Annotated in this window: 10 protein-coding genes and 1 tRNA gene; 4 read left to right on the top strand and 7 right to left on the bottom strand. The window is 39.7% G+C overall.

Annotation, left to right across the window (positions count from 1 at the left end; all coding sequences use genetic code 11):
• Nucleotides 1–2: 2 nt before the first annotated feature.
• From gnd to ettA, 5 genes are all read right to left on the bottom strand, one after another.
• Nucleotides 3–1,478 (bottom strand): decarboxylating NADP(+)-dependent phosphogluconate dehydrogenase, encoded by a 1,476-nt coding sequence (gene gnd, locus C1A09_RS04050; RefSeq protein ID WP_101542477.1) that lies wholly within the window; start codon nucleotides 1,476–1,478, stop codon nucleotides 3–5.
• A gap of 252 nt (nucleotides 1,479–1,730) precedes the next feature.
• Complete coding sequence (locus tag C1A09_RS04045) at nucleotides 1,731–3,020, bottom strand: DNA/RNA non-specific endonuclease (RefSeq protein ID WP_101542476.1); 1,290 nt, start codon at nucleotides 3,018–3,020, stop codon at nucleotides 1,731–1,733.
• A gap of 28 nt (nucleotides 3,021–3,048) precedes the next feature.
• On the bottom strand, nucleotides 3,049–5,544 hold the full coding sequence (locus tag C1A09_RS04040; protein ID WP_101542475.1) for a choice-of-anchor J domain-containing protein: 2,496 nt from the start codon (nucleotides 5,542–5,544) through the stop codon (nucleotides 3,049–3,051).
• 13 nt (nucleotides 5,545–5,557) lie between these two features.
• Nucleotides 5,558–8,257, bottom strand: coding sequence for a TonB-dependent receptor (locus C1A09_RS04035; RefSeq protein ID WP_101542474.1), 2,700 nt, complete (start codon nucleotides 8,255–8,257; stop codon nucleotides 5,558–5,560).
• 225 nt (nucleotides 8,258–8,482) lie between these two features.
• Nucleotides 8,483–10,180: an energy-dependent translational throttle protein EttA gene (gene ettA, locus C1A09_RS04030; protein ID WP_101542473.1), complete on the bottom strand. Its 1,698-nt coding sequence runs from the start codon at nucleotides 10,178–10,180 to the stop codon at nucleotides 8,483–8,485.
• A gap of 128 nt (nucleotides 10,181–10,308) precedes the next feature.
• Between ettA and C1A09_RS04025 the strand changes: the two genes are divergently transcribed.
• From C1A09_RS04025 to C1A09_RS04015, 3 genes are all read left to right on the top strand, one after another.
• Nucleotides 10,309–10,384 (top strand) — tRNA-Lys (locus C1A09_RS04025).
• On the top strand, nucleotides 10,357–10,785 hold the full coding sequence (locus C1A09_RS16630) for an Arm DNA-binding domain-containing protein (RefSeq protein WP_274950035.1): 429 nt from the start codon (nucleotides 10,357–10,359) through the stop codon (nucleotides 10,783–10,785). The genes C1A09_RS04025 and C1A09_RS16630 overlap by 28 nt, the downstream gene beginning before the upstream one ends.
• A 207-nt stretch (nucleotides 10,786–10,992) precedes the next feature.
• Nucleotides 10,993–11,979: a metallophosphoesterase family protein gene (locus C1A09_RS04015; RefSeq protein WP_233519952.1), complete on the top strand. Its 987-nt coding sequence runs from the start codon at nucleotides 10,993–10,995 to the stop codon at nucleotides 11,977–11,979.
• A 145-nt stretch (nucleotides 11,980–12,124) separates the two neighbouring features.
• On the opposite strand, the gene C1A09_RS04010 is transcribed toward C1A09_RS04015, so the two are convergent.
• A complete protein-coding gene (locus C1A09_RS04010) occupies nucleotides 12,125–14,326 on the bottom strand; it encodes an alpha-galactosidase (protein WP_101542472.1) in 2,202 nt (733 codons plus the stop codon).
• Nucleotides 14,327–14,417: 91 nt separating this feature from the next.
• Entirely contained in the window at nucleotides 14,418–15,179 is a 762-nt protein-coding gene (locus tag C1A09_RS04005) for an SDR family oxidoreductase (protein WP_101542471.1), read from the bottom strand.
• Nucleotides 15,180–15,357: 178 nt separating this feature from the next.
• Here C1A09_RS04005 and gmd point away from each other — a divergent pair, with 178 nt between their 5' ends.
• On the top strand, nucleotides 15,358–16,434 hold the full coding sequence (gmd, locus tag C1A09_RS04000) for a GDP-mannose 4,6-dehydratase (protein WP_101542470.1): 1,077 nt from the start codon (nucleotides 15,358–15,360) through the stop codon (nucleotides 16,432–16,434).
• Nucleotides 16,435–16,436: the final 2 nt, after the last annotated feature.

Below are 16,436 nucleotides of genomic sequence, written 5' to 3'. Positions count from 1 at the left end.
CTTTACACATTGTAAGTTCCTGATTTGGTATTACCTCCATGTCCGGTCCAATTCTCATGAAAAAATTGTCCACGAAGCTCATCTACACGCTCAAAGGTATGTGCTCCGAAATAATCACGTTGTGCCTGAATCATATTTGCCGGCAACTTGGCCGATACCAATGAATAAAAATAATTCAACGCCGATGAGAATGCAGGTACCGGAAGTTCTTCTTTCATAGCTTGTACCACCAAATGTTTCCACCCAGAGAGCAACTGCTTGATTTCTTCTTTAAAGTAAGGCGCCAACAAAAGGTGTCTCGGTTTATCCTTTACCTCAAAAGCCGCTGCAATATCATTCAGGAAGATACTACGGATAATACATCCCCCACGCCACATACGCGCAATAGAAGCCAAATCCAATTTCCATCCAAAAGTATCGGACGCACGTTGCAACACAGCAAATCCCTGCGCATACGACACTAGCTTAGAAGCATACAACGCAGCATAGATATCTTTCACCATTTCAGGTTTATTGTAAACAACTTCCGTACGTTGGCACACAAATTGCTTGGAAGACTCTTCACGTAAACTCTTCTGGGCAGATAAGCTGCGTTCAAAAACTGCTGTAGCAATAAGTCCAAGCGGCATACCCAACTCCATGGCATTGATTACCGACCATTTTCCCGTACCTTTCTGTCCTGCCGTATCCAAGATTTTATCTATCAAATAACCGCCCGTCTTATCTTTATGTCTCAAAATATTGGCAGTAATCTCTATCAGATAACTACGTAACTTACCTTCATTCCAATGAGAAAAGATGGTACCCATTTCCTCATTAGTCAATTTCAACAAGTTTTTCATCACCCAATAACTTTCGGAAATAAGTTGCATATCACCATATTCAATTCCATTATGTATCATCTTGACAAAATGTCCCGATCCTGCCGGACCAATCCATTGGCAACATGGTGTACCATCCGACGCTTTAGCAGCAATACTTTGCAGAATAGGTTTCACTTCTTCCCACGCACTCTCCGACCCTCCAGGCATAATGGAAGCACCGTTGAGCGCACCTTCTTCTCCCCCCGATACTCCGGCACCTACAAAACGAAAGCCTTCCTTTTCGGTTAACGCAACACGACGGTTGGTATCTTCGTAATTCGAGTTACCACCGTCAATCAGAATATCTCCCGGTGATAAATACGGGAAAAGTTGTTCCATCAGTTCATCTACCGCACTACCGGCACGAACCATCATCATTATTTTGCGGGGGGTAGCAATAGAAGCTACAAAATCTGATATATCTGTAAATCCCTCGATACTTTTTCCTTTGGCGCGTCCATTAATGAAACGCTCAACCACTCCTTCTTCCACCCTCGGGACAGTACGATTATAAACAGATACCATCCAACCTTTATCTGCCATATTCAAAGCTAGATTTTCGCCCATCACGGCAAGACCTATAAGTCCGATATCCGTTTTAGTTAATTTCTCCATATACTTGTAAATTTTGTCTTTATAGTTGAAACAAAAAGCTAGTACTATTTGTTCGTATAGTTTCAGAAATAAATACATATTTCTTTAATGAACAGACATAACATCCATTTCTTTAATAAATAAGCATATATTTCTAAATAAACTATTTTAATCAAACATACATGTAGTTTGTAGCGATAACAAAAAAGGATGTGTCTCACGACACATCCTCTCCACTATTAATTTGGTATTATGTTAAAAAGGACTGTTCTCTTACCAAGCCCAGTCATTTTCGTTATAGGTACTCTCCACTTCCTCCTCTATCACATCAGGCAGATTACAGAAGAAGTCAAGCCCTGTTTTTTCTTCAAGTTCGTCAATACTTACAGCACATTTCTTTAGTTCATTGACTGACGGGCTACCAGATAAATACTCTTGATGTTCCATCCAAAAACCAATCGCATGCCAAATATCACCTTTTTGTGATAGAATAGCCATAAAATAATATTTTGGACAAGGCAATCCATGAATGGTAAGTCCATTCTCATCTGTAGAAGGCAGTTTACCATCTCCACCTTTCTTGGTAGCTGTAAAATCTTTCAATAATTCATTCAACGTACCACCCTTAGCCACATATACCTTATCATACGTAGTAGGAATAGCGCGTCCCCATTTACGTATCTGGTTCTCCAAAGCTCCCCAGTATTGCCCATTGAATGAAGGAATCATAGGCGATATATTACTGAAATAGAAAGTTTGGTCATTGGCTTCCTGAGTATAGAGACGATCGGCAGAGCCACAAAGGTGTCCACGATCAAATCCATCATTCTTATGTTGGTCATTGGTTACTTGCATTTCAACAGGCAATTCCGGATCAACAAAAAAGTTCTTCCCACGTTCTGCACCTTCTTTACAAGTAATTTCATCAAAATTGAAAGCGACCCAGGTAGAATGTTTCATTGTCGGATTCCATTCAAGACCATAATTCAACACTTTTACATTGCTCACTGTCACATAGTGATCTACATAATAATTGGCAGCATTCAATCGAGGCATCTCATAGTTGGTTACCGATACTCTATCCGTAGCAACATTAGCATTAACATTTTCACTTAAGTCGCGATCCTTTGTACCGGCTGCAATGTATTCTATACCTACATTATTACCTTCAATATAAGCTATACGTACTTTTAAGAAACTATATTTCGTAGCACTTTTACAACGTGCCCAATAGTTCTTTCCACTCACAACCTCAATAGTTTCTTGCCAAACTTGATCAGCAGGAACTTCAGTCATTGCAGAAAGTTTGCCATCGACTCCCGGAACAAAACGCCAAGCATTCCCCACAAACTTCTTTTCTTTCAAATAGAAAGGTTTGTCAAATCCGTCGGCCTTGAAAACGCTAAATCCATCGGCGTAGTTTTCATAACCTTTCATTACCATTGTAGATGTCCCTTCCTGGGTAGTCTCAATGTAGCCATAAGGTAAAGCATCGGAGGAATCTTCACACCCTCCGAGCCATACACTTATAAGCAAAAGCAATATATAAGATAATTTCTTCATTCTAAGCTTTTGTTTTTTCTATCCATCATTATTCTTGAATAGAAAGATTTTTGATTTCAACAGTAGCGGCAGCTTTTTCATCGCTCTTATATTGGAAAGCAATACGGATCTTTTGATTACTATAATCACCCAATTCACAAGGATCTACTGTAACAAAACTCCATGAATCCTCCACAGGCCATCCTGTTATTGTCAAATCAACCCAAGTGGCTTTTGTAACATCATCCACATAATCAGTAGATAGTTTTACCACAAAGTAATCTGAAACTTTATTACCTTTTAAATGATTTATAGCAGCATCAAATCTCAGGACAGGTACAGCCGCTTTTTCCAAACTAATCTCAGGTGACACAATCCAACTTTCTGCTTTCTGGTTTTCGCCATTATAGCCTGTAGCTTTCCAACCATAAGACCTTTCAATGGACCATACCTTTGACAATCCTCCCAATTCAATATCCTGAATAGTAAAACCACCATCATTACCACCAAGCAAAGTATTTTCATAATATACTTTTGCTTCTATCCACTTATCATTACTTTTCACAAACAACATACGGGCAGGCATATCTGTAGCTGTTTCAAGCCAAGCAGCACCATCATAAGTAAACTCGGTAGCAGCAACAGTAGTTTTCTTTGCAGAGGAATCATAGTAATAATATACAGCTACCTTCTTGTCATCTGCCTTAACATAGGGATAAGCCTTGGTTAAGAAAATAGGCAATGTAACAGAAGGATCACTGATTGAGTTGTATCCCATCGGTTCATAATCTGCCGGTTGCAATACTACAAGATCTGTATTTTTATCAGTCGGTTCATAAGCAGTCCAAGTCGCAGTTGTAGCATCATAACGATAAACAGCAGAAGTATTAGCTTTTACAGCAGCACGGGTAGAAGCAAAAGTAGCAGGAGCCAATTCGTCTTCTGAGATTTCTTTATAAAGATGTACATCTGCATAATAACCTTCCACCTCATCAGTTAAAGTCAAATTCTTCACTTCAAATGTAGGTCCACAATCTGAAGTACTCTTATATACAAATGCTATACGTATTTTTTTGCCTTTATATGCAGACAAATCAATATTACCAGATTCCACAAAATTCCAGTTTTTCCCTTCCGGCCAAACAGGTACATTCAATGTCTCCCACGTGGCAGTAGCTACATTATCTTTATAATCAGAAGAAATCTTCAAATCCATGAAATCTACACGGTTATTACCATTTAAAAAATTAAGCGCATGTTCAAATGCCAAAACCGGTGTATTTGCTTTATCTAAATCCACTTCAGGAGATACCAACCAACTTTCTGATGGATAAGAAACCTTATTTATCGTAGCAGATACTTTCCAGCCATAATCAGCCGTATTACTCCATACTCTATTCAAAGGTTCATTCATGGTTACATTTTGCACTGTGAACCGACCAGTATTACCCATGAAAGACTCATTCAAATAAGAACCGGATTTTGAGCCCGAATATGCCCCATACGAATAAGAATTTCCATCTACATAAAAATTCAATTTTATGGTTTTATTTTTTTCTACATTGATAACAGATTTCAAATTATCCGTTGCTTTATCAGTAAATACCCAATCACCTCCTTTTTCCTGCATAGAGGCAGACAAATTGAAAGTATTATAATCCCCGGACATATAAATATATTTCCCGTCCTGACGCTTCAGAGAATAACCTTTATCTGTAGGGGTAATCGTCAACACATAATCAGTAACATCACTTGTGATGAGTCCGTCGGCAACAGTCACTGCTTCGCCTACCATATAACCATAATTTTTTGTTTCATCCTTAAGCTTTCCAAAAGGAATGAGATTGGCATTTTTATCCGGAGAAAGAATTACATAATTACCACCTGCTTCATCTACTTCTTTTACCAACTGATATACTTTTTTCGGTTCTGGTTCTGGTTCCGGCTCCGATCCACCGCCCGTACTCGGTTCCGTTTCAGAATAAGCGTAGTTGACCAAAAGCATATCTCCATTTTTAGCATTTGGATTAGCCGCAGCAAGAACTTCCGGTATCATCTTCACTTTAGCAGGAGAAATGTATAGTGCATTCACCTTATCGCCCCACACTGATTTATAATCCTCAGAAGTAAGATCATAATCTTTGATTCCATTAAAATCAGCCATATATTCAGGCAAATTTTCTGCATTTTGATAATTCACCAATACTTTTGACTTATTACTTAAATAAGGGAAAACAGAATCAATATAGGCAGGCAAATACCATGCAGCGGGAGCTTCTTCGGTAAAGAAACCGTTGCTGGTCAACTGATCCAAAGCTTTTAGAAAAGTTTGCCCTTCAGGATCTTTAGAAAGAGCAAGTTCTCTATTTGCTTTCAGTGTAGCAATCTTTTTATAATTGGCTTTCACTAAAGTAATCGTATCGTTTCGGATATCCTTAGCATGGGTATACTCATCGTATCCCGGAAAATTGTCTTCATTATAATCGCAACCTGCCAACAACAGCAAAGATGCAAATAGCGTTCCTAATAAAATATTTTTTTTCATAATCTGTCTTGGTTTAGAAATTAAACTTCAGTCTTACAGAATAAGTACGTCCAAAGCCATAAAGTACACGTGTCGCCGTCTCCCAATCGTGGTTCTTGCCATCGTAAGCATCAGCAATATATTCTTGATCAAGAACATTATTAACATTACCACTCAAAGTAGCACGTATCTTACCAAAATCGAATGTATAGCTAGCTCCTAGGTCAAAAGTATTATAAGACGGTATCTGCCATGGAGCACTAATCAAATAGGGCTCTTCTTGTTTAGCTTCCCCTGCATCAATTTCATAATCGGCAAAGTTACGTGCATAGAAATTCCAGTCTGCACTTACACGCAGATTTTTCATAGGACGTATATTCAATCCTAAAGCAGCTGTTGTTTGTGCAGAACCACCTACAGATACGTTGTCCATCTTAATTTTATATTTATACTGTTCAGCAGTAGACATATCAGTAACCACTCCTCCACGGGTATCTTTCATTATCTGTCCTTGCGCATTGAACAAATAGCCCGAAGCATCACCATTCCAACGCCAATCACCCCAAGAGAACATACCTGTCACTTCCAGCCAACGCAATGGTTTAGCAGAAAAATCAAGTTCAATACCCATATGATTTGCATTAGCACCTAACATATTCATAGTCCAACGCTCTTTAGTATCAGTAGAAGTTCCGGAGTCATACAGTGCTTTATCAATCCATTTTGTATAATAGGCATTCAAATTCGCGCTGAAAATACTACTACGGAAACCATAACCTACTTCAAACGACATGATTTTTTCATTCTTGGCATCCGGATTACGTTCATGTGAAGATTGCGAATTAATAAAAGTATTCTGGAACATCGGAGCACGACTAATATAACCGGCATTGAAGAATACATTATTATTGTCATCAAGATTATAATTTATACCACCCTTAACATTTCCTGCCAAATAATTCTTTGCGGAAGATTTCGCTTTATCTTTACTATAATACATACGATCATAACGCCAATAACCCGTATTAGAAATACCACCAGAAACAAATGCGCTTAATTTATCTTGGTTATATTCCAACTGTCCAAAAACACCTTCGTACATCACAAAACCATCATAATCACGATATACGACATCACCTACACCCAACTTCTCATTAATGTATTCGGGTGTACCACCTACCGGATTATTAGCAGCCAATACATTTTTACGATTATATGAGTCCACAAAATATGAGCCACCGAAAAGGTCGGTTATCACATTTTGATGCAGTCCTTTATAATAACGTACATCAATACCACCATAAAAATCGAAATATTCACCAAATTTGGTTGTATAAGTAGAAAGCAAACCATACCACATGTGATCATTCATCATCTTGCTCATAATCATCTTAGAACCGGTAGTACTTTCTGCGTTCAATGCTTCTACGGCATCATAATCGAATGTACCATCAGGACGACGAAAATCATTATTCACCAATCCATTACTTGCCCCATACCATTTATTTCTATATTCGCTATCACCAGTACCGCTATAGCCATTACCTCGTCCAATAGATACATAAAGAGCTGTACTCAAACTTGATCTATGATCGATCTGCCATAAATGATTCAACGAAATTTGAGGTTTATGATAAGAATTACGAGAAGAATTATAAGCCTTTCCATTACGATAACCAAATGTAGGATTATATTTATAAGGACTATCATCACCCATATATTGTTTTACACGTTGCCATTCCTTAATAGTAAGGCCATTTTGGTTATTACGTTGATTGTGCCACTGTGGAGCGCCAAAAGCTGTTAAAGACAACTGATGATTATCATTGATACGCTTGGCAATACTAGCAAACCAAGTATAACCTTCCGATTCAGTACCCTGAATATATCCGTCACGCCAATCTTTACCACCCAATAAAGTGAAAGCCCATCCATCTTTTGACAAACCAGAAGAAACGCTAAACAATATTTTGTTATAACCATCATTACCCATAGCATAAGAAACAAAACCACCTTTTTTAGCATCTGTAGTCTTTGTTATAACATTCTGCGAACCTCCTACAGAAGGTGAAGCTATTTTACTGGCACCCAATCCACGTTGTACTTGTATGCTGGAAGCAACATCAGACAAACCAGACCAGTTACTAAAATAAACTTTCTGATTTTCCATACCGTTCATTGGCACGCCATTAACCATCATTGCCACATTCTCACTCTTGAAACCACGGATATTTATTTTAGAGTCACCAAAACCTCCGCCATCTTTAGTCACATAAACACCCGGAGTCGACTTTAATATTTCAGGAAATTCTTGCGAACCCAACCTTTCTTCAATAAATACAGGATCAACAGTAGAGACCGCAACTGGAGTTTTACGTGCAACAGCTATGGACGAAGTGATAGTTACGTCTTTCAACATCACCGCATCCGGTTGCATCTGTATAATTCCTAAATCTACAGAAGCTCCCTTCTGTGTAATCTTCTTCTTCAAGTCCTTGTAACCAATATACTTGAAAAGTAATGTGGCATTCGAAGCAACGCTTTGCTTGAAATAACCATCAATGTCAGTCACCGATCCTTGTGTAGTTCCCTCTACCATTACGGCAGCGCCCACTAACGGCTCGCCCGTTTCAGCATCAACAAGCTGACCTTTCACTGTAGTCTGAGCCCATGCAGCGGCACTGAATACCGACAGCACTGCAACCAACAGAAATTGAATTAGATGTTTTCTCATAATTCTGCTTTTAGTTAATAGATAGTGTTAATTAATAATTAAAAACGTTCTTAAGTCGCAAATATAGTATATTAAAATCAGATAATTATTACAAAAGTGCTACATTTTTTCAAGTTACTAAAGCATTATTGAGACTTTTTTAAACAAAGAAGCCCCGCTTTTTTTTTGCGGGGCTTTCTTTTTGTCACAAAAGCGACTATTTCTCTTTCAAACAAGAACTAACCACTAGTCATTCATCAACTTTCTATAACGAACTCGGGTAGGTTCTTCTCGTCCCAAACGTTTCAATTTATTTTCCTCATATTCCGAATAAGAACCTTCGAAAAAGAAGACGTTAGAGTCACCTTCGAAAGCAAGAATATGGGTACAAATACGATCAAGGAACCAACGGTCATGACTGATAACGACAGCACATCCGGCAAAATCTTCAAGACCTTCTTCCAAAGCGCGCAAAGTATTCACATCAATATCATTGGTCGGTTCATCGAGAAGAAGGACATTTCCCTCTTCCTTCAAGCAAAGAGCCAAGTGAAGACGGTTACGCTCACCACCGGAAAGTACACCACAAAGTTTCTCCTGATCGGCACCGGAAAAGTTAAAACGCGACAGATAAGCACGTGCATTAATATCACGTCCTCCCATACGGATTAGGTCATTACCACCGGAAATCACCTGATAAACACTCTTATTAGGATCAATATCCTTATGTTGTTGGTCCACATAAGCCACTTTTACAGTCTCACCTACTTCAAACTCCCCGCTATCCGCAGTTTCCAGTCCCATAATAAGGCGGAAAAGAGTAGTTTTACCAGCACCGTTAGGGCCAATGATTCCGACAATACCGTTAGGTGGTAACATAAAATTAAGATCATCGAAAAGAAGCTTATCACCAAATGCCTTAGCCACATGCTTAGCTTCAATCACCTTATTACCCAAACGAGGTCCATTAGGAATAAAGATTTCCAGTTTCTCCTCTTTCTCTTTAACATCTTCATTCAACAATTTATCATAAGAATTCAGACGCGCTTTTCCTTTTGCCTGACGAGCCTTAGGAGCCATACGTACCCACTCTAACTCACGTTCCAAAGTTTTGCGACGCTTGCTGGCAGTTTTCTCTTCCATTTCCATACGCTTGGTTTTCTGTTCAAGCCAGCTGGAGTAATTACCTTTCCAAGGAATACCCTCACCACGGTCCAACTCAAGAATCCATCCCGCCACATGATCAAGAAAGTAACGATCATGAGTAACAGCAATAACTGTACCTTCATATTGTTGCAGGTGTTGTTCTAACCAATCGATAGACTCGGCATCAAGATGATTGGTAGGCTCATCAAGCAACAATACATCAGGTTTTTGAAGGAGTAACCGACAAAGGGCTACACGACGACGTTCACCGCCGGAAAGATATTCCACAGGCTGGTCTTCGGGAGGACAACGTAAGGCATCCATAGCACGTTCCAGCTTGCTGTCAAGATTCCAGGCATCAGTAGCATCAATGATATCCTGCAACTCTGCCTGACGAGTGAACAGTTTGTCCATCTTGTCCTGATCTTCATAGTATTCAGGCAAACCAAATTTCTGATTGATTTCTTCATATTCCGTCAACGCATCCACAATAGGCTGAACACCCTCCATCACTACTTCCTTCACAGTTTTAGTCGGATCAAGATATGGTTCCTGAGCCAAATAGCCCACTGAATAACCGGGTGAGAACACCACTTCTCCCTGATAGGATTTATCCAATCCGGCAATAATCTTCAGCAAAGTTGATTTACCGGAACCATTTAAACCTATGATACCGATCTTTGCTCCATAGAAAAACGAAAGATAGATATTCTTCAACACCTGCTTATTGTTCTGCTGAATGGTTTTGTTTAAGCCCACCATAGAGAAAATAATTTTCTTATCGTCTACTGTTGCCATGTATTCTAAATGATTAATATTAATGATTAATAATTTTATTGAGGGCAAAGATAAGAAAAAAAGCGAAAATCCTTTGCATCTTACAAAAAAGTATCTATATTTGCACCCGCTTAACAGCAACAAGGTTTGATTCGCTAGCTCAGCAGGTAGAGCACAACACTTTTAATGTTGGGGTCTTGGGTTCGAGCCCCAAGCGGATCACCAAAGGATCAGAGAGTTACACTTATAGTAACTCTCTTTTTTTATGCTTAAATTACAATAGTTCACATGGTTCAGTCAAACCGATAGTTAAACAAAGAATAAAAACAACTGTTAATGTAACGTGCTACAAATCAAAAGTTTTAAAGAATGAAAAATTACCGCTTATGGTGAGAAGCTGTAAGAACGGGAAGAAGAAGTACATAAGTTTAGAAATTTCTGTCAATCCTGCACATTGGGACTTCAAGAAGAACCTGCCTAAATCCAAGTGTCCACTCAAACCTCGAACAATTGACAACTTCAAAAGTTGTATGGAAATGTATTTAGTTACACAGATTACATACCGGAAGATTAGAACAGTTCATACGAGTATCTTATTTTTCTTTCTAAACAGGTTGTATGCTTAAATATTCCATATACAAAAATGAATGTACAACTGAAACAACACAAGTAATCAAGAATTACCCATTTATCAACATATAAGCGAACAAATGACATACGGAACATGCAGATTTGTACAAAAATACAACTTTTATATACTACATAAAACTACAATGGTGAATAAAACACATAATTTTGACATCACGATTTATTCATTATTTAAAATATTGGTTATGATGAAAAAAAACTATTTATTAGTACTAGTATTATTACTATCTGGAATATTATCTACTGCTTGTAAATCTCCGGAAAATACTATCAAATTCGCTATTATTTCTGATTTGCATGGTCCTGATGTTCCCGATGGGCAAAAACGTTTAGAAACTTTTGTTAAGGTAGCTCAAAAAGAGAAAGTTGATTTTATAATCAACTTAGGCGATTTCTGCCGCCTAGATAGTACCAGTATGACTTTTTTAACTATTTGGAACTCCTTTAAAGGTAATAAATACCACGTAATGGGGAACCATGATGTAGACAAATATACGGTTACCGAATATATATCAGGAATCGGAATGCCAGAACGTTACTATTCCTTTGATGAAGGAGAATTTCATTTTATCGTATTAGATGGAAATAATTTATTCGATGGCCAAAAATATACGCACTATGCAAAAGGTAATAATTATAAAGCGAACGAAAACATGCATGATTATATAGATGCCCAACAACTAAAATGGTTGGAAACGGATTTACGAAGAACAGATAAAAAATGTGTATTGTTCTCTCATCAGAGTATTGATACTTTTCTGAAAAATGGAGCAGAAGTACGGACTGTCCTGGAAAATGAGAATCAACATGCGGGTTTTAAAAAAGTGGTTCTGGCATTCAGCGGGCATAATCATAGTAATTATACTAAAGAGATAAACGGAATAACATACATGCAAATAAACAGTGCATCGTATGTATGGATAAATCGCTTTTCACAAACAGAAAAACGTTATTCAGAAGAAGTCAATCGGAAATACCCGCTTTTGAAACATTCTATTACTTATGACCAACCATTATATGCTATCGTTACCCTAAACAATAAAAGAGCAAAAATAAAAGGAAGTGAGGCCCATTTCATACCTCCTACCCCAAAAGATTTGAACATGAAAGATTCTATAGGTGTTTTCCCTTTAGTTTCAGTGATAGAAAATAAGGTTATTGATATAGAATAATTAATACCACTTTGCCACAAAGTCCCTTCGTGGCAAAGTGGTATGTTTATATCCATTTCAACATCTATCCTACTTTTTCAAAAGCTGTTACGATTTTATTTCATGCTTTCCATAGTTTTTCACTCTTATTAAACGGAAGTAAAATTTACTCCACCTCCAAATACAACACCCTGCTTGAATAATCATTCTGTTTATGATAGTCCACCCTATGGCTATAAGGTATCTCCAGTCCGTTCGCCATAAGGTAGGCACCACTGAATGTTTTTCCCTCATAGCTCAGGGGAACATTATCAATGCGATTCAATTCATGTATCCGGTACTGCTTTTCAGGACTAAGCCCCGCCATCTTGACACGAGGTAAATGTTGGTTGACGAAATGCTCGGTTTTCCACCAATAAAACACCGCCTTGTCCTTTTCGGAGCTGACGTACATCAAAGATGCCACACCTTGCCGGTCATATGGAGACATCAACCTATAAATATCACCCAGTTGCACTACCGGACGAATTGTTTTATATTCAGCAATAGCTTTCTTACAAAGATCCTTTTCCTCGCCGGTCATGTTCTTGGGTTGAATTTCCATACCGAGACGACCGCTCATTGCCACATCGATGCGGTATTTTAACGGAATGGTACGGAAAGTCTGGTGATTGGGAGCGGCACTGATATGCGACCCCATCGCAATGGCAGGAAAGAAATAAGATGTCCCCCACTGCATATACACACGTTGTAAGGCATCGGTATTGTCACTTACCCAAAACTCATCGAAATACGGCAAAATACCGTAATTAGCACGACCACCACCGCTGGCACATGCCTGAATGGTTATGTCGGGATATTTGGCACGAATACGTTGGCATACTTTCTCAAAACCACGATGAAACTCGATATACAGATGGCTTTGATTATCTTTCGTCAGATATTGGGAACCATGATTCAAGATGGACATATTGGCGTCCCACTTAATATAGTCTATTTCCGGATAGGAAGTCATCAGACCGTCTACCACACCGAAAATAAAATCCTGTACAGCAGGATTGGCAAGGTCGAGCACGACTTGTGTACCCCCACGTCCTAGTACAAGGTCACGTTCCGGCGCTTTAAGTACCCAGTCGGGATGTTGTTCGTACAATTCACTGGCAGTGTTCGCCATTTCGGGTTCAATCCAAATACCAAACTTGATACCATGTTTCTTCGCGTCACTCAATAACCCTTCAATACCCTCAGGAAGTTTGTTCTTATCCACTACCCAATCGCCCAAAGAAGAAGAATCATTCTTACGCGGATACTTATCGCCAAACCAACCATCATCCATCACGAAAAGCTCACCACCCATGGAAGCGATATCGTTCATCATCTGCCCCATCCCCTGCTGATTGATGTCGAAATAAACACCCTCCCAGCTGTTCAGAAGGATTTTCCGGGGTGTAGTACCATGCGCCAGTTTATGTAACCGTGCCCAACGGTGAAAATTACGGCTGCTTCCGCTCAAACCTTCGTCACTGTAAGTCAACGCAAGTTCAGGCGTACGGAACAACTCGTCCTTTTTCAATGTATAAGCAGAATTTTCCTCATTGATACCGGCAAAAAAATGATGGAATTCATCGTCGTGAGTATCGATACGGAGCTTATAGTTACCGCTATAGCAAAGAGCCGCACCAATAACGGTACCTTCGTTTTCCTGTGGCTTGCCGTCCAGTGAAAACATCACTTCGGCATGAGCAGTATGAGAGTTACGCACACCGTCTTTATTCTTAATCACTTTCATGCCGGGTTCCAAAGGTTCCTGAATCAACCTGCCTTCGTTTGCCCATGAACCATAAAGATGGGACATCCAAACGTCTCCCCGGCGTATCGGTAGGTAAGCGGATGCAAACTGACTGAGTACTACCGGCTTCTTCTCCTGATGAGAAATCTCCGTCCAAGTTTCAATGACATCGGCATCCTGCCAAGCTCTGTAGCATACATTGACGAAGAAAGAATAAACCTTGTCTTTCAGTTCAATGATGGTTTTTACGGCATTATTTTCATTTCCGGTAGTCACTTTCACTACTTCCAGTTGCAAAGTCATGTTACCATCCGGATGCTTCACGGCGAGCGCCACTTCCGTAGGACAATTCAGGCCATAAACCGGATAAGCCGTTTTCGTTGCTTCAACGGCTTCGATGTTCTGCAAATCAGTTTCAGAAAGTCTATTCCCATAATAAAGGTATTTCAGTTCGCCTCCGACAGGCGCCGATAATACCAGTGAGGTCTTGGGAGTAGATACACATACATTCTGAGCAGGCAAACTGCCCACGAGCAACAACGCTCCCAGAAGTAAATTCATTCTTTTCTTGAGGTTCATGTTTTTCTTGTTTTAGATTATTCATTACGATTGCCGCAAAGATAGGCGGTTCCCCCCAAAAATATTAGTATTGTTTTATCATATCCTTATATTATTTTCTACTGACTACCGTACCCGTAGCTTGATTAGTAGGCATCACCAGTACTTCAGCAATCTGGATATGTTCGGGCACAGCGGCAGCAAAATATACCACTTCTGCTATATCATCCCCGTCGAGAGGGCGTATTCCCTTGTATACATTGTCGGCAGTTTCCTTATCCCCACGGAAACGAACGACGGAAAAATTTGTCTCCACCAATCCAGGTTTGATGTTCGTGACACGTACAGGCGTATCTACCAAATCTATTCGAAGTCCATCGGATAATGCCTTGACGGCAGCCTTACAAGCGCAGTACACACTTCCACCCGGATAAGCATAATCTCCGGCGATAGACCCCATATTGATAACATGCCCACGACCACGTTCCACCATACCGGGAACCACCAAGCGTGTCATGGCAAGCAGGGCTTTTACATCGGTATCAATCACGATATCCCATTCATCAAGATTGCCTTCGTACTCTTTATCTACCCCGATAACAAGACCGGCATTGTTTATCAGTATATCAATCTCCTTCCATCCGGCAGGCAGGGTATTCAAGGCAGTCTTGGCAGCTTGACGGTCGCGCACATCAAAAGGAAGCAGATAAACATCTGCATGATATTTTTCTTCCAAATCTTTCTTTACGGCATTCAGTTTCTCAACGTTCCGTGCGTTCAGGATCAACCGATAACCATTCATGGCAAACTTACGTGCACACCCCTCTCCTATTCCCGAGGAAGCACCCGTGATGAATACAATCTTCTTTTCCATTTTTATAGTGTTATTTAATATCAATATTATCTACAAAAGTAAAAGTTTTGTAGTTCAAAACAAAAGAAGTACAAAATCAAAATATTATCATTTTGATTTTTCCTATTTATTTTGCCGTCTCGTAAAAAATGTCGAATTTTGTAACATTAAAAATAACTATAACAAAAACTAATCATAAATGAAGAAAGCTCTTATCTCCGGCATTACCGGTCAGGACGGTTCGTTTCTGGCAGAATTCTTATTACAAAAAGGATACGAAGTACACGGTATCATGCGTCGTTCATCCTCTTTCAATACAGGACGTATAGAACATCTATACTTCGATGAGTGGGTGCGTGATATGAAGCAACAACGCACTGTAAACCTGCACTATGGTGACATGACAGACAGCAGTTCACTTATCCGTATCATCCAGCAAGTACAGCCGGACGAGATATATAACCTTGCGGCACAAAGCCACGTAAAGGTATCTTTCGATGTACCTGAATATACTGCTGAAACAGATGCGGTAGGAACACTGCGCATGCTCGAAGCAGTACGTATCCTCGGCATGGAGAAAAAGACAAAAATCTATCAAGCTTCCACCTCGGAACTGTTCGGAAAGGTGCAGGAAGTGCCGCAGAAGGAAACAACCCCATTCTATCCGCGTAGTCCGTACGGCGTGGCAAAACAATATGGTTTTTGGATCACCAAAAATTATCGCGAAAGTTATGGTATGTATGCCGTGAATGGTATTCTCTTTAACCATGAGAGTGAACGTCGGGGTGAAACTTTCGTGACCCGTAAGATTACGCTGGCTGCTGCACGTATCGCACAGGGAATGCAAGACAAGTTATATTTGGGTAATCTCGACGCCCGTCGCGACTGGGGATATGCCAAAGATTATGTAGAATGTATGTGGCTCATCCTACAACACGACACTCCGGAAGATTTTGTGATTGCCACGGGAGAAATGCATACCGTACGTGAATTTGCCACGCTGGCATTCCGTGAGGTAGGCATCGAACTTCGCTGGGAAGGTGAAGGAGTCAATGAAAAAGGTGTCGACGTAAAAACCGGCAATGTACTGATAGAGGTAGATCCGAAATATTTCCGCCCGTCGGAAGTGGAACAACTCTTGGGCGATCCGACCAAAGCAAAGACCCTGTTGGGTTGGAATCCTCGCCAAACAAGTTTCGAAGAATTAGTAAAAATCATGGCGCAGCATGACATGAAGTTCGTGAAGAAACTGTATCTGCGTTCAAAGGAAGAATGAAT

Origin of the sequence: Bacteroides cutis, from assembly GCF_900241005.1 — a bacterium.
In the GTDB taxonomy this organism is placed as follows: Bacteria; Bacteroidota; Bacteroidia; order Bacteroidales; family Bacteroidaceae; genus Bacteroides; species Bacteroides cutis.
This window is presented reverse-complemented; position numbering and strand designations above follow the sequence as displayed.